19 protein-coding genes are annotated in these 19,484 nt (G+C 39.3%); 4 read left to right on the forward strand and 15 right to left on the reverse strand.

The features are described 5' to 3' along the window. Positions 1–164: 164 nt before the first annotated feature. From JYB62_RS07030 to JYB62_RS07065, 8 genes are all read right to left on the reverse strand, one after another. Positions 165–1,670, reverse strand: a complete 1,506-nt coding sequence (locus JYB62_RS07030; RefSeq protein WP_205644699.1) for a S10 family peptidase — start codon at positions 1,668–1,670, stop codon at positions 165–167. Between the two features lie 70 nt (positions 1,671–1,740). Further along, entirely contained in the window at positions 1,741–3,018 is a 1,278-nt protein-coding gene (locus JYB62_RS07035) for a metal-dependent hydrolase family protein (protein WP_205644700.1), read from the reverse strand. A 46-nt stretch (positions 3,019–3,064) separates the two neighbouring features. Then, positions 3,065–3,472 carry a GNAT family N-acetyltransferase gene (locus JYB62_RS07040; RefSeq protein ID WP_205644701.1) on the reverse strand — a complete coding sequence of 136 codons (408 nt, stop codon included), beginning with the start codon at positions 3,470–3,472 and terminating at the stop codon, positions 3,065–3,067. A gap of 12 nt (positions 3,473–3,484) precedes the next feature. After that, entirely contained in the window at positions 3,485–3,679 is a 195-nt protein-coding gene (locus JYB62_RS07045) for a GNAT family N-acetyltransferase (protein WP_243431456.1), read from the reverse strand. A 100-nt stretch (positions 3,680–3,779) separates the two neighbouring features. Then, entirely contained in the window at positions 3,780–4,199 is a 420-nt protein-coding gene (locus tag JYB62_RS07050) for a VOC family protein (protein ID WP_205644702.1), read from the reverse strand. Positions 4,200–4,215: 16 nt separating this feature from the next. Further along, positions 4,216–4,575 (reverse strand): DUF2116 family Zn-ribbon domain-containing protein, encoded by a 360-nt coding sequence (locus JYB62_RS07055; protein ID WP_205644703.1) that lies wholly within the window; start codon positions 4,573–4,575, stop codon positions 4,216–4,218. A gap of 86 nt (positions 4,576–4,661) precedes the next feature. Then, complete coding sequence (locus tag JYB62_RS07060; RefSeq protein ID WP_205644704.1) at positions 4,662–5,813, reverse strand: aminotransferase class V-fold PLP-dependent enzyme; 1,152 nt, start codon at positions 5,811–5,813, stop codon at positions 4,662–4,664. A gap of 116 nt (positions 5,814–5,929) precedes the next feature. Then, positions 5,930–6,421, reverse strand: a complete 492-nt coding sequence (locus JYB62_RS07065; RefSeq protein WP_205644705.1) for a GNAT family N-acetyltransferase — start codon at positions 6,419–6,421, stop codon at positions 5,930–5,932. Positions 6,422–6,709: 288 nt separating this feature from the next. Between JYB62_RS07065 and JYB62_RS07070 the strand changes: the two genes are divergently transcribed. Together JYB62_RS07070 and arsS are read left to right on the forward strand one after the other, a co-directional pair. Continuing rightward, positions 6,710–7,045, forward strand: a complete 336-nt coding sequence (locus JYB62_RS07070; RefSeq protein ID WP_205644706.1) for an arsenosugar biosynthesis-associated peroxidase-like protein — start codon at positions 6,710–6,712, stop codon at positions 7,043–7,045. Between the two features lie 3 nt (positions 7,046–7,048). After that, entirely contained in the window at positions 7,049–8,101 is a 1,053-nt protein-coding gene (gene arsS, locus JYB62_RS07075) for an arsenosugar biosynthesis radical SAM (seleno)protein ArsS (RefSeq protein WP_205645424.1), read from the forward strand. A 26-nt stretch (positions 8,102–8,127) separates the two neighbouring features. On the opposite strand, the gene JYB62_RS07080 is transcribed toward arsS, so the two are convergent. From JYB62_RS07080 to JYB62_RS07095, 4 genes are all read right to left on the reverse strand, one after another. Continuing rightward, entirely contained in the window at positions 8,128–9,888 is a 1,761-nt protein-coding gene (locus JYB62_RS07080; RefSeq protein WP_205644707.1) for an SGNH/GDSL hydrolase family protein, read from the reverse strand. 188 nt (positions 9,889–10,076) lie between these two features. Next, positions 10,077–11,516, reverse strand: a complete 1,440-nt coding sequence (locus tag JYB62_RS07085; protein WP_205644708.1) for an alpha-L-fucosidase — start codon at positions 11,514–11,516, stop codon at positions 10,077–10,079. A gap of 146 nt (positions 11,517–11,662) precedes the next feature. After that, complete coding sequence (locus JYB62_RS07090; RefSeq protein ID WP_205644709.1) at positions 11,663–12,697, reverse strand: hypothetical protein; 1,035 nt, start codon at positions 12,695–12,697, stop codon at positions 11,663–11,665. A gap of 226 nt (positions 12,698–12,923) precedes the next feature. Continuing rightward, positions 12,924–14,717, reverse strand: a complete 1,794-nt coding sequence (locus tag JYB62_RS07095; RefSeq protein ID WP_205644710.1) for an arylsulfatase — start codon at positions 14,715–14,717, stop codon at positions 12,924–12,926. Positions 14,718–14,863: 146 nt separating this feature from the next. Between JYB62_RS07095 and JYB62_RS07100 the strand changes: the two genes are divergently transcribed. Next, complete coding sequence (locus JYB62_RS07100; RefSeq protein ID WP_205644711.1) at positions 14,864–15,328, forward strand: (2Fe-2S)-binding protein; 465 nt, start codon at positions 14,864–14,866, stop codon at positions 15,326–15,328. Positions 15,329–15,336: 8 nt separating this feature from the next. Continuing rightward, entirely contained in the window at positions 15,337–17,547 is a 2,211-nt protein-coding gene (locus JYB62_RS07105) for a xanthine dehydrogenase family protein molybdopterin-binding subunit (protein WP_205644712.1), read from the forward strand. 9 nt (positions 17,548–17,556) lie between these two features. Here JYB62_RS07105 and JYB62_RS07110 read toward each other — a convergent pair whose 3' ends face one another. From JYB62_RS07110 to JYB62_RS07120, 3 genes are all read right to left on the reverse strand, one after another. After that, entirely contained in the window at positions 17,557–17,994 is a 438-nt protein-coding gene (locus JYB62_RS07110) for a GNAT family N-acetyltransferase (protein ID WP_205644713.1), read from the reverse strand. Positions 17,995–18,122: 128 nt separating this feature from the next. Continuing rightward, positions 18,123–18,803 carry a DUF6090 family protein gene (locus tag JYB62_RS07115; protein WP_205644714.1) on the reverse strand — a complete coding sequence of 227 codons (681 nt, stop codon included), beginning with the start codon at positions 18,801–18,803 and terminating at the stop codon, positions 18,123–18,125. A gap of 284 nt (positions 18,804–19,087) precedes the next feature. Continuing rightward, a complete protein-coding gene (locus tag JYB62_RS07120; RefSeq protein ID WP_205644715.1) occupies positions 19,088–19,432 on the reverse strand; it encodes a hypothetical protein in 345 nt (114 codons plus the stop codon). Positions 19,433–19,484: the final 52 nt, after the last annotated feature.

A 19,484-nucleotide genomic window follows, 5' to 3' on the forward strand; every position in this document is an offset into this window, starting at 1 on the left:
GCAGAGTCAATCCAGCTAGCTAATAGCTTTAATTAACTCTTGAAAAGTACTTTTAGAGCCATAAAATATCTTCGAAGATATTCTATTCGCGTTTTAACAAAAAAAATAACCAGCAACCTATTCCATTTTTACAGTTGATTGAAACAGGCTGCTGGATTCCATTTTTATTTTCTTAAAGTGTCAGAAATAAAATCCTTTAGATCTGCTCTAAATTTAGCTGCCGACGGTAAATGAGTATACATCATATGTCCTGCTTCATAATAGGTCATTTTAATTCTATCTGTGGCCGATTTTGGCAATCCTAAATGAGAAATAGAGTGTTCTACCCCATAAAACACAGTTGCTAAATCATAATAACCATTCATGATCAACACTTTCATATTTGGATCCTTACTTAACGCATCCGCCATATCAGGAAGGGTGGTAATCGCACCGGTTGTTCCCCAATATTGGTTTCCGCTATGAGACCAATCCCATTTAAAACCATCTTTGCTGTAGGCAGAAGGAGCATACATTAAATCCTTACTTACTCCCAAAGCACCATGGAAGTAATCTAAGAACAAACTGGTGTACGCTGGAGAAATCGCATCACTTTGAGGATCTGTAAATGCAGACATAGAAAGAGGATCCAAATTGATCCCTTTATACCTGGAATCCAATCTACCTACTGTCATACCTTCATCTCTTAGGAGCTCCTGAAAGGTCTCACCTGCATTCAATTTTAAATCAGCTCTTTTCCAAATCTCTGCATCAATTCCGGTAAATCCTTCAAGTTTTTGTGCAATGGAATTCTTTTCAGTATCAGAAATGGTATTCCCTTTAAATAAAGCCGGAGCATATTCATTTTCGGTAAACTCTCTTACTTCCTGTACAAAGGACTCAATATCCGCTCCTTTATTGGTTATTTTATCATGATATCTTGCCGTTACAGCTACAGTAGGTAAATAAGCAATATTTGAAATATCCTCATTTGGAACAAAAAACAAAGTTCTTAAATCAAATACTGAAGAAACCATGATCACCCCATTCAAGGCATATCCTTGATTCAATAAATAGCTCATTACACCTGCATTTCTGAAAGTTCCATAGCTTTCTCCCAAAATATATTTTGGAGAATTCAACCGGTCATATTCCTTAAGAAATTGCATAATGAATAAGCTGACACTTCTGATATCCTGGTCTACCCCCCAAAAATCCTTGCCGGTAGCATCACCGATAGGAACGCTTAAGCCCGTACCTACTGGATCCATCATGACCACATCTGCTACATCCAAAATGGAGAATTCATTGTTGGTAAGCTCATAAGGACCTGCCTGATTGTAATTAGGATCATCTAATACAATTCGTTTTGGCCCCATAATACCCATGTGAAGCCAATAAGAAGAGGATCCTGGACCTCCATTGTAAGAAAAGATAATGGGTCGATCTTTTTCAGGGTTCTCCTTAAAATAGGCAGTAAAACCAAATAGTGCGATCGGCTTATTTTGTTCATCCTTCAATTCGAAGGTCCCGGCTTTCGCATTCAGGTTAATGGTCTTGCCATCTATTGTGACTGACTGCTTGGACTCAAACACCTGTGCTTTTGGCGTATCTTTTTCCGTTTCAGGCTTTTCCTGTGCAAAAGCAAAACCGGTTACGAGAAATAGGATTAGTACTAATCTTATCTTCATGATTCTTTGATTTAGATTGGTTGATATAGTTTAATTTAAGACATAAAAAGCCGAAAACTCGGGCTTTCAATTATTGTTTGTAGACTTTTCCTTCTTTCATGACAAATACTACTTCCTTCATCACTGATATATTCTGCTCTGGATCGCCATTTACTGCGATGATATCTGCTATTTTACCTCCTTCTATAGAGCCTAATTTATCTTCAATATTCATGAATATTGCATTGGTGATGGTGGCTGCCTGAATAGCTTCCAAACTTGGCATTCCTGCTTCTACCATGTATACAAATTCCCGATAATTGTCTCCATGTGGGTACACTCCCGCATCCGTTCCAAAAGCGATTTTGACTCCACTTTTATAGGCTTTAGCAAATGTATCTTGAATTTGAGAACCTATTCTTCTTGCTTTCTCAGCCACAACCAGAGGGTAATAGCCTGGAACCTCAGCCAACTGAGCAGCAGTCATTCCGGCAGTAATGGTAGGTACGTACCAGGTTCCCTTTTCCTTCATTAAGCTCATGGTCTCATCAGTCATCATAGTCCCATGTTCGATTGAATGAACCCCAGCTTTCACTGCCCGTTGCATTCCTTCATCTCCATGCGCATGTGCTGCCACATGGATTCCAAAATCATTGGCAGTTTGAACAATCGCATCCAATTCGTCCTGCTGAAATTGTGGAGCTGACCCATCTCTAGCCACGGACAAAACTCCACCTGTGGCAGTTACTTTGATGACATCCGATCCGTATTTTACGGCTTGACGCACAGCTTTTCTTGCTTCATAGGGCCCATTTATTACTCCTTGATCTGGCCCTGGGTCCCCCATCAAATCTCTTTTAACTCCATTCGTCGGGTCTGCATGACCTCCTGTCGGAGCAATGGATTTTCCTGCCGTATAAATTCTTGGACCATCCACCCTTCCAGCAGCAATGGCATTTCTCAAAGCAATATTCACTCCGGATCCTCCTAAATCACGAACAGTGGTAAAACCGGCCATCAGAGTTTTTTCAGCAAAAGGGATCGCTTTGTAAGCTATGTCAGCCTCATTGTCTCTAAAGCCATCTACGTATCTGGTTGGGCTCGTTTCTCCCTCAATATGCACGTGCATATCCATCAAACCCGGCATCACTGTACTGCTTTTCAGATCGATGGTTTGATCACTACCTCCCCCAGTTTGATATCCTGAACTAACAGATACAATTCTATCTCCTTCTACCATAATGGTCTGCTCAGTAAGGATTTTTTTGGTTTTCACATCCACTAGTTTTCCAGCGTGGATGTATATTTTTTGCGCAAAAACTCCAAGGGATAGCATCAATGCCAATCCCGAAAGAACTAATTTCCTCATAGGTGATGGGTTGGTTGGTTAAATTATGAAGCAGTTTAACAAAAAATCAGGAGAATGGCTCTCCGGTCTTCAATTGATAACATCGCTCGTGTAAGTGAAAGCCCAGTTTCTGATAAAAACCTTCAGCATCCTCTGCAGCAAACAAAATTAAACGGGCAGAAGGAGCAATTTCTCTCGTTTTTAAAAGCATTTCTCTACCAACTCCTTTTCTTTGATAGTCTTCGATTACCGCTAAATCTGCAATAAAAGTTCGGTAACAGAAATCTGAAATTCCTCTCATAAAACCTATCAGCTTTCCTTCCTCCCTTGCGGTAACCCAAAGATTTGCTCCTTTCACCATTTGAGTTAATAAAGCTACATCTTCCATGGGCCTACGTTTGGCCAAGGTAGAAGCATTCAAAACATAGATAAATTCTTCCAATTGAATGATTTGCTCTTGCTGTATAGAGATCATTTTGGCAGTTAATCAAGTTAATATGTCTTGCAAGTCTTCACGCTTCCTAAAAATAGCTTTCGCAAATGGGCATAGAGGTAATACCTTAATTCCTTCCTTTCTTACATACTCAGCCAAAGCTTCCAATAATTTCGCCCCAATACCTTGGCCTTTAAGTGATTCATCCACTTCTGTGTGTTCAATAATCATCTTTTTTGGCCCTGCCATGAATAGACCATCTCTGCAAATCTCTTCGCTTCTTCTTCTACAAAAAAAGATCCTTTTCGACCATCAGATTGATGTTGTATTTCCATTATCAATACTAAAATCAGCTTTTTGTTTTGTCTTCAACCATGTCATCATAGGCCTCATTTTTGGGCTCCCAGAGCTCTATGCTATGCCCATCAGGATCTAAAATATGGACAAATTTCCCATAATCATAAGTTTCAATTTCATCTAAAATAGTCACTCCTTCTTTTTTTAACTCTTCCACTAACTCCTGCAGATTTTCTACACAGTAATTGATCATAAAATCCTTTTCCGAAGGCTTGAAATAGGTGGTGTCATCCTTCATGGGAGACCATTGTAAAAATTCTTTTTGCTCTGGGTTATCAGAACTCCTATACTCAAAAGTGGTCCCATAATCATCCGTATGTAGTCCCAGGTGTTTTTTGTACCAATCTTTGGTTTTTGCTGGGTCTTTCACTTTAAAGAAAATACCCCCTACTCCTGTAACGCGCTTTTTCATTCTTATTTAGATTAGGTTATTCTTTTCCTTTTACAATCAAAAACCAATCTCCTTCTAGCTCCAAGTACCCATAATCATAGCAGTAATGGTATTGATTTCCCTTTTTATTAGTGTACAAATGCGTGAAATATTTAAAATTGAATCCTGCTCTCATTAATTTATCTCTTGGTGATTTAGCCATGCTTTCACCTTCTGGGATCAAACTTTCTAAAATATTCCGGTTCTTTTTAAGGGCATAATTAATATTCCGAATCAAATTGGTGGTGATTGCATTTTGCTGGTAGTTGTAACTATTCCGGCAGGAATCATCACAAAACTTTTTGTCTACTCTACCTCGTATTGGCTCACCACAATTCAAACAGGTTCTTTTTTCCATGTATTATTCAAAAAAGTAAACCTTAATCTACTAAATAAAAAGAAAAGTTTAGGCAATTACTTGAGGTGAAATCAATCCAATTCATTTTACAATTCCCCCTTGATCACCTCTTGCAATTTGGCTACGTCCTCCCCGGTGTTGAAGACATTTACCGAAATCCTCAGATTTTCTCCTCTAGCAGAAAGATAAACCTGATTTTGATCCAACTTATTTTTAAGGGAAATCAGATCAAGTTTTCCCGGCAATTTGGGGGCGATCAGGTGATATGCTAAATAATCATCTTCTTCTACCAAACCTCCAATTTCTTTCATAAACTGTCTCAACGGCTCATTTAGCACTCGAGCGTATTCCTGTATTCCCTCTGGTTTCCACTCAAGCAATTGATTCAAACTTGCTTTTAACATCGGCATCATAATGAAATTACTAGTTTCGCCAACATTGAACCTGCCTGCTCCGGCCTGGTATTGATCTGCATAATCAGACAAGGAGCTAAAATTTCGTGCATTTACCCTATTCATCCAGGATTCTTCCAATGGAGTTCCATCCAGAAATTTTTCTCCAATAAAGGCCAAGGCAATGGAATAAGGGCCAAGAAGCCATTTATAGGTTGCACAGATCAATGCATCTATTTTAAACTCCTTCACATTCATTGGCATTGCCCCTACTGACTGCGTCCCATCTACAATAAAGTAAGCGCCCACTTCCTGGCACCTCTCTCCAATCGCCTTTAAGTCAAACTTTACCCCACTCATCCAATGGATAGAGGAAATTAAAATTACAGCAGTATCCTCATCAATACTTTCCAAAATCCGCTGATTCCAAGAGGCTCCTTTTTGATCCTCCATTGGGTCAGGGCCAACAGTCACCAAGTGAGCTCCATGTTCCTTTACCCAGCGCTCCAAGGAAAAATATCCACTTGGAAACTCATCTTTCACCACAATTGCTTTTTTGCCTTTTCCTCCTGGTACATTATTCAACACAGAAGTAAACCCATAAGAAGTAGACGGAATTACAGCTACTTCATTGGCTTCACAATTTACCAATAAACCAAAAGAGGTCCTCACTTCCATTACCCCATCAAAAAAATCATCTTGGGTAAACTCAAAAGGATTCCTTTGTTTAATAATTGACTGGATACCGGCTTCTTCCGAACTCCCAAGTAATGGGGCACGATAGGCATTATTTAAGTAGTGGACCCCTGATTTCAGATTAAAAAGGTGTTTTTGACAAGAAAGCATATACAATAAGAATTAATTATTACTAGTTCACTCGGTTACCAATGATTTGATCCAAACTCCTCATATGATTTCTTCCCTTTTTGAAACAGAATTACAAATCATTTAAATTCTATCTTTCAAAGTGTTTTATACATGATATAAGTGTTTACTAAACCTAATTTTTGATGTCTAAACCCATTAGGAGTCGTTCCTATGATCTCAAAACCAAAATTCTTCCAAAGGCGAACGGCCGCTTGATTGGTGCTGATTACTATATTAAACTGAATGGCACGATAACCTTGCGCTTTCGCAAAGGCAAGTGAATGTTCACACAAAACTTTTCCTAAACCTTTGCCTTGATGGTCAGGATGAACCATATAGCTGCAATTTGCAATATGATTTCCTAATCCAATTTGATTCGGTTTAATGATGTAGGTAGCCAAAACACCCTCATTTTCATCTTCCAAAACAAAGGTATTCATGTAAGACGCAAACCAATACTCTCTCAACTTTTCTTTGGGTGTATCGGGTTCAAAAACATAAGTATCCCCTGATTGGATCACTTTTGAGAAAATCTCCCAAACTCCATTTTCATCTTGTTCGAAAGTTGATTGACGAATGATATACATATTACATTTGAAAAATGATATCTAACAAATCTATCGAAAAATGGGTTGGATTTCAGTACCTCTCTTAAAACATAAAACTTATAAAAGTCCACCAATCAAAAAATCTTGTAAGTTCGATTACTAATTGAACCTTTTTAAAGGATTTGAAATTCCAAACATGTCTTATGATTTGAAATTTTAAATGAATCAAATGTCAATTACGAGACAAAAGGAGTATTAAAAGAACTTGAAATAGCCTTAAAAAGTAAAAACTCATTAATTCAAATAAAATTCAAGCTACCCCTCACCATGCAAAAAACATATTACGATCCTGCAGATTTAAAGAAATTTGGAAAAATCTCAGAATGGAATGAAGAGCTAGGAAAGAAATTTTTCGAGTATTATAACAGCGTCTTTGAAGAAGGAGAATTGTCTGCAAGAGAAAAATCCCTGATTGCTTTAGCGGTAGCACATACCATCCAATGTCCTTATTGTATAGATGCTTATACCGGAGATGGCCTTCAAAGAGGAATCACCAAAGGCGAGATGATGGAAGCATTGCATGTAGCCTGTGCCATCAGAGGAGGAGCAACGCTTGTTCATGGAGTGCAGATGATGAATAAAGTGAATAAACTGGAAATGTAAATGATGATTCAATCTCTAAATCGTAGGAAGAGTGACTTGGCAAAGGCGGAAAAGCAATTGGAGATTTTATCCGATGGCCCATTTGCAGAGGGAGAACTTCCTACTTTTCAAAAGAAAATTGCAGTGTCAGGACAATTCCCCCTTCGTCCAAAAAAACTAGAAATCCTACAGATCAATGTGGGCTATATGTGCAACCAAGTTTGTAAACATTGCCATGTAGACGCGGGACCAGACAGAAAAGAAATAATGACCCGCCAAACCATGTCTCAGTGCTTGGAAGTATTAAAAAGTACCTCTGCGCACACACTTGACTTAACCGGTGGAGCCCCTGAGATGAACCCTGATTTTCGTTGGTTCGTAGAGGAAGCAAGTAAGATTGGTGTGCAGGACTTTATCGTAAGGTCCAATCTGACGATCCTGAGGTCCAACAAAAAATACCATGATTTGCCTGAGTTTTTCAAAAAACACAGGGTTCATGTAGTGAGCTCTATGCCTCATTGGACCAAAGGAAAGACAGACTCCCAACGAGGAAGTGGAGTATTTGAACAATCTATTGAGGCGTTGAAAAACCTGAATGAGGTAGGTTATGGAAAAGAAGGGACTGGTTTAAAATTAGATTTGGTTTATAATCCTTCAGGAGCATTTTTACCAGGGGATCAGGCAGCTTTGGAAGCTGATTTCAAAAAAGCCCTTAGAGAAGATTTTGGTATCGAATTCAATAATTTATTCGCCTTAGCCAATCTTCCCATAAGTAGGTTTTTGGACTATTTGATAGCATCCGATAATTACGAGGAGTACATGTATACCTTGGTGGAAGCCTATAATCCTGCTACTGTTGCCAATGTGATGTGTACCAATACCCTTTCTGTAAGTTGGGATGGGTATTTATACGATTGCGATTTCAATCAAATGCTTCATCTTCCAGTGAAGAGTTCCATCAAACATATTTCCGAATACCAAGAAGGAATACTTCAAGACCGGGATATTGCCATCAGTCAACATTGCTATGGATGTACTGCCGGAGCTGGAAGTAGCTGTCAGGGTAGTGTGTCTTAAAAAAGGCAGAGTTTTCTGCCTTTTTATCAATTATTTAATCCCTGAATTAATTCCTTTGCGATTAATTGATATCCTGCCTCATTTGGATGTAAACCATCCGTAAACAGGGATTCATTCAGTTCTTCCTCTGCTGTCAATAATCCTTGACCAACTTCTATATAGGTCACATTCGCCAAATCTGCCATTTGAGAAATTTTCAGATTAATGTGATTTACTTCCTCAATCATTCCTCTCCTTGGTAATATTCCTAACATTAACAGCTTACTATTCGGCTGTCTTTCTTTTATTTCTTGGATCAGATTCGCTAAACCATTCACAATCTCCTCCTCACTATTCAACCCAAGATTGTTGGTCCCAATCATTAAGATAATTTTCTCGGCATCAAATCCATCCAGTTCATCATGGTAAATTCTCCAAAGAACATTTTCTATTCTATCCCAGCCAAATCCAAAATTTCGGATACCTGCTGGATCTATGATCTCTTTCCAGGAAGTTTGACCATTGACTGCCTTCGCCTTAGGCTCACCTCCCCAAAAATTCACAATGGAATTACCGAAAAGGAGAATTTCTGGATCTTGCTCTTGATTCATCCTCAAGATCTCCTGATGCCTCTCTTCCCATTTGTAAACTGCAATATCTCTACTTTGGCTCGTTGGAACCATGGTAGAAATAGGTCCTTTCTCTTCGCTCAAAATTTCCAAGATCAATTTTTCATAAGCATTCGCATACTCAATCATTCCAAAGTCATTTGGATGAATAATATCTACAAATGAGTCAAATCCTAGGCCCAGCTCTTCTTTTTCCAACAAGAAAATCCCTGTTATCCCCTCTTCCTTCAATGCCAAAAAAGCTTTTTTATATTGCTCATTGAGTCTTTTTACATGTTCGAAGTTTTTCATATTGCTCAATGCATCTGCATAGCCTACATGCTCGGTCAATATAATCGGTACATTGGGACGTTTGGATTTCAATTGATGGACCGCATCCAAGGTCAATTGATATACATTATGTTGATCCGGACTTAGATTAGGCAGGCAATCTAGAATATAAGCTTTGGCATCAATCTCGGTCAGAAGTTCAATGATTTCTGGCTCCATCCTACCATTCCCGGAAAAACCGAGGTTCAGTACAGGTCTTTCCAGCTTTCTCTCCAAAATATTTGTCCAGGCCATACCAGGTCTTGAAGCACAAGCCCCTTGACAGATGGAAGTTCCATAAGCCACGATGGGCTTTTCCCTTCTGACTGGTAAAGGTTCAAAAGTAGATTCTTGTCCCACTCCTATTTCGAGTTCGGTTACCTCGTTGTAAAGAGGTAAAAACAACTGGTACTCGCGCCCATATTGCGCATACTTTGAACTGGTTTCATTGAGAATAAAAGTGTATTCTGATTCTTCTTTAATCGAATATTTCCCCCAAACCCTCAGCCATTCTCCATCATAAGATTTACTATACAAATCCAATCCACTAACTCCAGTTGCCGGCATATGTGGCATCGATACCCCTCTTGAAACCTTGTACCTGACAGCAATGGTATCCGAATTACTCCAAAAGCGGATAGAAAGTCCAGCTGATTGCTTCGAAAGATTCCAAACTGCCTCTCTTACTTCGCTCTCGGACCTTGCTGGTAGCCGATGATAAAGTGAAGGAACCTCCTCAACCCAGGCTTGGCCTGCTATAACTGGAAATTCACTTTGTGCAGGGTTCCACCACTTTAATAAACTCTCCTGCTGTGAAATAGCTTGGAAGCTAAGGCAAAAAATAAAAATCAGTATACTTAATTTTCTCATATAAAATAGACCATATTTTTCCACGCTTAAAATGCGGATTTTTAAGTAGGCAACTATCCTTTTCAAAGGTTTTCAATGAATTTTATTTAAAGTTCTAAAAATAAATTGTAAACCTGAATGACTAAAAATTAAAAAAGTCAGTGAAAAAATCTTCACTGACTCCTATTCTATACTTTAATAAGAAATATCTATTCCACTTCATATTTTAATACCAAGGCAGGAACCTCCGCTAATTTCTTTTGCAAGCTTTTTGGGATGGAAACAACCGTTTTCCCATTTTCTGTTTTCCACTTTAAGGAACCCTTTTCTCCCAAGACTTGGATTTTGCTTCCTTCTTTGGGAGCATTTACGGACCAAGAAATGTTTTCTCCTAGCTTCTCTCCTTCTTCCAAAGTCAACAAGGCATAAAGTTCTTTTTCCTTTCCTTGGGTGAAATAAACCTTTCCATCCTGAAATGATTCTATGGCTCTGGTATTGTAAATCCCTTTCCCATTCACCTCTAGCCAAGCACCGATTTCCTCTAGTCTTTCAACTTGCTCAGGCAAGAATAGGCCGTTCGCTGTTGGCCCCACACCCAGTAGGAGATTTCCTCCCTTAGCCACAATTTCAATCAACAAATGAATGACTTTTCTAGAAGGCTTGAATCGATCATTAGGTACATATCCCCAAGCGCCTCCAAGTGTGATACAGCTTTCCCAAGGATCTGGCGACATGGTAGCAGGAATTCCTTGTTCCGGAGTTCTATAATTTTCAAAAGGCCCATGCACCGTACGGTCCACAATCAAAATTCCTTCTTGATTTTTTCGGACCATCTCTGCCACTTTTGGCATATCGATTTCTTGGCTAAATTCTGGAATAGGAGCTCCCCAACTTAATACTTCTTCATTTACTGTGGACTTCGGGCGAACCCATCCTCCGTCTAGCCATAGGATATCAATGTCCCCATAATTGGTGGTGATTTCATTGAGCTGGTTATGGGTAAATTGCACAAACTGGCTCCATCTCCAAGGATGTTTCCGGATATCGTAATTCACATTCCGGTCTGAAGTGGCTCTATAATCCCACCAAAAATATTGGGAATGCCAATCAGGCTTAGAAAAATAGGCTCCAATCATCATATCCTTGGCTCTAAAAGCATCGAACACATGTTTCGCCACATCTGATTTAGGATTGGAACCAAAAGGCCCATTGGTGATTTTGTAATCGGTGAATTGAGTATCAAACATATTGAAGCCATCATGGTGCTTGGTCGTAAACACCACATATTTCATACCTGCTTTGGCTGCTGCGTCAGCCCATTGTGAGGGATCAAAACCTATAGGATTAAACTCCTCTTTTAGGCCCCAATACCATTTTTTATAATCTTCATAACTCTGAGTCGTGTCTTTTCTGTTAATCCAATCTTCATTGACAATGCTCCAGGATTCTACAATCCCAGGTACCGCATAGATACCCCAGTGAATTAAAATACCGAATTTCTGATCTCTCCAATGCTCCAACTTCTCCATTACTTTAGGATCTGTAGGATATTGATATTCGGAAGAGGTTGGATGTAATGTGTTTTGGGATTGTGCCCCGAAAGTGATCACCAAGGCAATCACTAATAGCCAAAATGATTTTTGGTTCATAGGTTTAAAGGATAATCAAAAGAAAATAAATGGAAAAAATTACCAGTGGTTAAAGGTAAAATGGAAAGTTAGGGAGAGCAAGAAGAATCAGCTTCAAGTTACTTTTAGCTTACTTCCAAACTGAATTAAAGATAATTCCAATCGCTTCAATTGTCTATCACAGCTGCAATTCCAATGGCATCTTCCCCTCCTCCACTATACAGTAAATACCATTTTCCGTCAATGTCTTGAAACAATTCTGGATCTCTCAATTGATTCACATGATTTTCGGCTCCATTTTTTGAGGGCTTAACCGGTAAATTTACTCCTTCCCATTCTAATTCGGGACGAAGCATTTCTTCATGAGGAAGGGTAGTTTTCCATTCCAACCAATTTCCTCTCAAATCCAAAGTAGTTCTAAAAATCCGCTCAGGGGCATCGCCTCTACTCGTGTACCAAACCTCTAGGGTATATCCATCCCTTCTCATCCTAGTAGTAAAATGCCTAGGAGTAGAAACATCTTTTCGAGTCGAGTCTATTGTTTTGATTACTTCCAAATTCATAAAGACAGGGTTTTTAGAAGTCTTCCCCTCTTCCCAAGCATCCTCGATTGGACTGTTTTTTGTTATCCAAGGTTTATCCTTGGAAGGTGATTTCCATATAACTCCGTGATTGGTAAATCCATAAAGTTCACCACTGTATTCAAAAGTCTTCAAATAGGCATTTGCCAAAATTTGATTGACCATTCCATAGCCGGATTGTCCTTCTCCTACTCCTCCAATCATTTCTTCATCCGAGATACTCCCATTAAAATTTAATCCATCATGAGAAATCCCTACAAAGGTTTTTTGTGATTCTGTAGAAAAATTACTACTTCCTTTTCCATTGGAGGGAGCATGTACAAATAAGATAAATTGCCGATTTACTGAATCTAACAAAACTTGGGGAGAAGCCACATGTCCTTGCAATTTGGCTCCATTTACCCATTCCATTTTATCCTCTGAACCTAAATCCAAAACTCCATTGCCTGGAAAACAAGGATCTTCCTGATTGCCTGCATTAAAAAGTGTATAGGGCCCCAAAATCGAACTTGACCATGCCATACGGATGTAATTCCCCTGATGATGGGAAAAATAAAGATAGTACTGAGCGGAAGGATCTGCACGTTGATCTTTTGTCAACCAATCAGGAATTCGAATCAAATTGGCTCCATTAATATTATTGGCATCCGAATCGGTAATCCCCTGACTTTCAAACCAGGCTTTATCGATGATGGGTTTTCCTTAATTCAGTCGAATCACTTGTGTATACATATCCTTTTCTTGCGCAAAAATTGAGGATAGGGATCCAAGCATGATTAGAAAAAGAAATCTCATAATCCTACTTTTAAAACCCATCCTCAAAGCATTAAAAAAGACGTTCATTTTTCTATTCATCTAGTTTTTCAAAAACCAATAATCGAACCTCTATAAACTCTGGTCCATTTATTTTCTTGGACTTTAAGGCAATTGAATGGACACCTTCATTCAAATGAATCACTCCAAGTTCGAGGGGTCTAAAGTCCTTTTCATACGACTCTTGTCTAGGATATCGATCGTATTCCACGGCTACAAATGGAGGGTCATGGGCTTTTAAAACAGGAGTTTCCAATTGATTTTCTCCCTGATGTAATGAAACAATAGACCCCACAGCAGATTCCTTTGCGGCATAATAAATAGTTGCCTTGTATTTGCCGCTGGTTAAGACCTCAGCATCCCAAGTGATACTGTCCGACTCCGAAATCCAATTTGTAAAAAAAGAGGAATTTGGAAAACGATTGGATCGTTGGATAGATCCATGTGCTATACCGTCTCTCGCAGGTAAATGGGTAAAAGTACTTCCTGAATAGCCAATGGGAAATAACTCTCTCCTATTTCGATCCAACTCGCTCAATACGGTGTTCTTCCAATTTGCCTTTGCCTCAACAAAAAGAGAGAGTAAGGAATCAGACGGATTTACTAAGGGTTCCAATTGCCCAGGGTCATTTTTCAAATCAAATAGCCGATCTTCTTTATCCAAGAGGAAGTCTTGATTTCTAACACTGACCGAACCATTCCAATGCGAAAAAATAAATCGCTCCTCCCAATCTTGATCCTCTCCCATAAGCAGAGGTTTTAAACTGACCCCATCCAATTTCTTATTTTCCTGCATAGAAATTCCAGCCATATCAACTAAAGAAGGTAATAGGTCAATGGTAGCCGCCACTTGATGGATTTTCTTTGCCTGTAAATGATCTTTCCAAAACACAATGAATGGGGAGCGTACGCCTCCTTCATCAGTATGGCCCTTAATCCCTTTCAATCCATCATTCCATCTCCAACCATTCGGGCCATTATCAGACATATAAATCACAATGGTGTTTTCAAGCTTTCCTAAACTATCCAGGCGATCTAAAATTCTTCCTACATTCCAATCGATATTTTCGCATAGCGCCCAAGCAGCTCGTGTTTTATCTGGGCTCTCTGAATCTTGATACCTATGCGGAGGAATAGAATCATTTTTATAGCGATCCCACCACAGATCCGGTACCTGCATGGGACTATGGGGTGTATTAAGTGCCAACCATGCAAAGAAGGGTTGGTTGGATTCTTTTTCTATAAACTTTAATGTTTGATTGGTCAGGTCATCAATGATAAAGCCATCTCCTTGTACTACCTGTCCATTTCTTTCCAGCATGGGACTGAAATAGTTGCCCCAATGCCCGGAAGCAAAGCCATAATATTCCTCAAATCCACGATTGTTTGGATGATAGGGAGGTTGAGTCCCATTATGCCATTTCCCAAAAGCACCTGTTCTATAACCTTCAGATCGAAAAATCTCAGCAACCGTAGTTTCGTCTAAATCTAATCGCTCACCTCCCGAAGAGGTATCATATATTCCTCCTCTTGGATGATATCTCCCGGTTAATAATTCTGCTCTGGTTGGAGAACAAACGGGACTGACATAAAAGCGGGTAAATTGAACTCCAGCTTCAGCCATCGCATCAATTCGAGGAGTATGTACTGAGGAGTTTCCATTCACACCTAAATCACCCCATCCCTGATCATCAGAAATTATTAATAAAATGTTGGGAGGAGTTGGCGAGTTCTCTTCTTTCTTACAAGATGAAAATATCAAAAGAGGCACTCCAAGCAGGCAAAAGACCCAGAAAAATAGGCTGAATTGATTTTTGAGATAGTTCATTCAAAAAGAAAATTGGGTTTAAGTCAACATCATTCAATGTACAAATACTTTCTATTTTCTTACATAAACTTCCTTATTCCCGCTAACATATCTTTTGTTTCTATAAAGCAATCAATTACTTATCTTGAAGATTAAACTAGTTAGTAATGCCCCATTACAATTTACGGATAAACGGCTTAGTCAGAGAAGTGGAAACCGATGCAGACACCCCCCTTCTATATGTTTTAAGGGATTATTTGGAACTCAATGGACCCAAATTTGGATGTGGTTTATCCCAATGCGGAGCCTGTATGGTATTAATTGATGGAGAAGCCTCCACCTCTTGCATGCGACCAATATCCTCTTTAGGTGACGCTGAAATTATCACCTTGGAGGGTCTTCGGGACAAAAACGGAAATCTTCATCCTGTCCAGAAAGCCTTTGTCCAGGAGCAAGCTGCTCAATGCGGTTATTGTCTTAATGGAATGGTGATGGCATCTGTTAGCCTATTGAATCAAAACCCAGCCCCCAATGAACAGGAAATCAGAGAGGGAATGCAGTTAAACTTATGTAGATGTAGCACTCATTCCAGAATCATAAAAGCTATCAAATCTGCAGCAAAAACCCAATAAGGATCAGAATGGAGCTACCTAAAACTACAAGAAGGAAATTTTTAAGAAATATTGGATTTATCAGCGTGGGCTTCCCTTTGCTGAGTTCTTGCTTTGAGGAACAAGAAAAAGCAATGGCCAAGCGGATCGATTACAATGGGGATTTACCCGGAAGTATGAGAAATGCCAGTTTGGTGAATGCTTGGCTGCAAGTATTGGAAGATGGAAGGGTGCTGATCTTTTCTGGAAAAGTTGAATTGGGCCAAGGAATCCGAATGGCGATTTGTCAGGTAGCAGCAGAAGAACTGGATCTGGATTTGGACCAAGTGGAAGTCCATTTAGCAGAAACAGGAGTTACTCCAGACGAAGGGTATACTGCCGGAAGTGGGTCAGTACCCAACAGTGCCATGTCTGTCCGTTATGCCGCAGCGACAGCAAGAAAAAAGCTATTGGAACTTGCTAGTAGCCAACTGAATGCACCAATAGAAAAACTTTCATTTTCACAAGGAAATGTAGGGTATCAAAACCAAAATTTAAATTTTGCTGAAATTCTTGGTGGGACTCAAATTGAAATGGAAGTAAGCAAACCAGTCCCAATAAAAGATAGCTCCTCTTACCAATACGTTGGGAAAGCCATCCACAGAAAGGATATTCCAAAAATGGTCATTGGGGAAGAAATCTATGTCCAAGACCTTCGATTTCCAGGGATGGTACATGCACGTGTGTTACGACCTGCCAGCTATCAATCCTTTTTAACATCCATTGACCTTGATGGGCTATCGGCAGAAGTATCGGGAGTCTTAAAAACTGTGGTAAAAGGTAATTTTGTTGGTGTAATTACTGAACGGGAGTATCAAGCAGTCAAAGCAGAAAGGTACCTTAAAAACCATTCGGAATGGACCTCTGAGACAGCTTTCCCTGAGGAAGAAAATTTATACAACCATTTAAAGTCCATTGCTGAATCACCTGAGACCATCCAAGACAAAGGGGATGTTAGCAAAGCGTTTGCAGAGAACAAGACCTATCAAGCAGAATATACCAAGCCCTATTTTCAACATGGGGCCATTGGTCCGGCTTGTGGTATCGCAATGTTCGATGGTGATATTTTACATATCTGGTCCCATAGTCAGGGAATATACCCCATGCGTAGTGCCATTGCCGCCATTTTGAAGATGGATCAATCAAAAATTCATGTGACAGGAATCCCTGGTGCCGGGTGTTTTGGACATAATTCGGCAGATGATGCAGCCGCAGATGCAGCCATTCTTGCCATTGAATACCCTGGAAAGCATGTCCGGGTTCAGTGGTCTAGAACTGACGAACATACCTGGGAGCCCTATGGTACAGCAATGATCATGAAGATGGTAGCCAGTATGGACAATCAAGGGAAAATCACCGCATGGAAATCTGATGTGTGGACAGATACCCACAGTATGAGACCCAATCGGGATCCCGCAACCTTGTTAAATACTAGATATCTGGAGGATCCAATCCCCCTAACTCAAAGAGGATATTTAGGAGGAGGTCATCGTAATGCCGATCCCTACTATGCTTTTCCTAAAATGCAGGTGAATGCCCATTTTTTTAATGGACCGCTGAGAGTATCTTCCTTGCGAAGCTTAGGCTCCTATGGGAATATATTCGCAATAGAATCCTTTATGGATGAACTTGCGGGGAAAGCCAATAAAAATCCTTTTGAGTTTAGGATCATTCATTTAAATGATGAAAGAGCCATCGCTGTAATCCAAAAACTACAGCAATTATGCGACTCTGCCAAGGTCAATACTGGAGAAGGAATAGGGATGGCTTTTTCCAGATATAAAAATAATACTGCTTATGCAGCTGTGGCAGCACATGTAAAAGTAGATCCAGCTGCAGGAATGCTCCAACTCAAAAAATTATGGGCAGTGGGAGACGTTGGCCAGATTATCAACCTAGATGGAATCACCAATCAATTTGAAGGTGGAATGATCCAGGCCGCCAGTTGGACCTTAAAGGAACAGGTTAATTTTAAGGGAGATCAAATTACCAGTGAAGACTGGATGAGCTATCCAATTTTCCGATTTGATGAAATTCCAGAAGTGGAAGTGGTGATGATTGACCACCCTGAGTTACCAGCAGAGGGAGGAGGAGAAGTTTCCATGCCTCCCACCGGAGCGGCTATTGCCAATGCAGTGTACCAAGCTTGTGGAATTCGAGTATACGATCTTCCTATCCGAATTGAGAAGATTTCCAACTGATTTATATATCTATTTCAGAATCCATAACCAAGCATCTCCGATTTCTTCATCCTGAACCACCTTGGAATACTCAAAGCCATGTTTTTCAAGAATCCGGGTAGATGCATTTTCCTCAGGGGCAGTTTTTGCAGTTAAGGATACAAGGGGATCCTCCTTTTGAGCGATTTCAATTAAACCTTTGCAAGCAAAACTGGCTATTCCTTGGCCTTCAAATTCCTTAAAAGTCCAATAAGCTAATTCTACTTGTCCGTCAAAGGGTTTACCCACAAATCCACAAGACCCCACCACTTTATTGTTTTTGATAATCAAGTATCCCACCCAAGGTGGATTAAACCCAATGGTAGGATAAAAATCTTGATACATTTTTACCAGATTTTTAGCATCGGGAGAATCAAAAATTGAATCCTCAGTATTTTCCTTTCCTGTTAATAACCGTAATTCCATCATTGGATTTCTGTTAAATTTCGATCTAAATCCTGGCCTAGACTAGTGAATCCAAACGCCTTTTTCCAATGCCAAAAACAGAATTTCTCACTTTGCGGATGCCAAATGATTCTCAAAAAAAGTTCTCCCATTTAATCTAATTCCTTTTGCATCTTAGACAGCTGTTCATTTAACTGCTTCAGCTGATCCAAACTAGTTTGATACCCCTTGATTAATTGATTCAACAATACATCATATCCAAAGACGATATTTTCAAATTGAGGATCCTTTGAAAACTCAGTGGTAATAGAGCTAAAATCACTAAATCGTACTTTCTCGAAAAAAAATGGAGTAACGTATTCATTGACATAATCCGAAAGGATCTGTTCAAGTTTGGTGGTTGTTTTAAAGGAATTGTAGGTATTGATTAAATTCTTTCTCAGTGTAACATCATGGATCAAATCAAATTCCCCAGATGCAGAAATATTCTCCATGGTGGTGGTAGAAGGGCTATAATTTGCCATCCCCATCATACTAGAAACCAAAGATTTAATCCTTACATCTTCATAATTTTTTGCAAGAAGAATTTCTTTGAGCGTATCTACCTCGTTTTTAATGGATTTGGAATAGTCCAAAGCTAATACAAGGTTCTCATAATTATCCTTATTTTCTTCAGAAAAGCTGCTCACATATTGCTTTTCCTCCTGACTGGTTTTAATGGACTCGTTCCAATTATTCAATTTGAATGCGATCGTAATTCCAATAATCACTATCAACAGATCTACAAATTTTGAAGTCCAATCAAAAGGTATGTTCCATTTTTTCTTTCTCATACAAGAATTCTTCCTTCAAATGAATATAGGGTTCATTTTACAGTAATTTATCCTAAGATACCATTTGCATGGCTTCTTTTTTTAAGTGATTTGATTCCAACTACGAATACCAAAATCAACAATATCAAAAAAAGAGTGTTGTCGTCATGCTTTTCACTATAGTGCATACCTTGGTCACTTTCATGGAAATTGAAGATAAATTGGGGACACTGTTCAACATGATCATGATACCAAAATTCTCCGCATAATCCGTCAATCCTGCAATGATGGGGAGGTAGCAGAGGTTAGATAAATAAGGAATTTAGTTTATTCAGTTTCTTTAAAAAATAACCCATTAACAGCCCATAACCTACACCAAAGAGAAATGGATAAATCATGTCCCCTGGAAGTTGCATCGTCAAATAGATCTGCCTTCCTTGTTCTCCTAAGGTCTCAAATAGCTTCTTGATATATTCGGGACTATATCCCAAGGGCATCATATCCAAGAGTTTCAATTCATTTGAAAAGAACATGGTTTTAGGATTCGTAATCCATAACATATTGGAATACAACAAATTAGTAAAAAAAAGCAGGAGTACTTTCTTGCCAGAAACATTCCGTTCTATGATCTCCCTTATTTTCCCATGCATTAGTAGGTATTCAATGCATTGAAATAAAAAATTGATTGATTTAAAATCCGTA

This window comes from Algoriphagus lutimaris, assembly GCF_017051705.1.
In the GTDB taxonomy this organism is placed as follows: Bacteria; Bacteroidota; Bacteroidia; order Cytophagales; family Cyclobacteriaceae; genus Algoriphagus; species Algoriphagus lutimaris.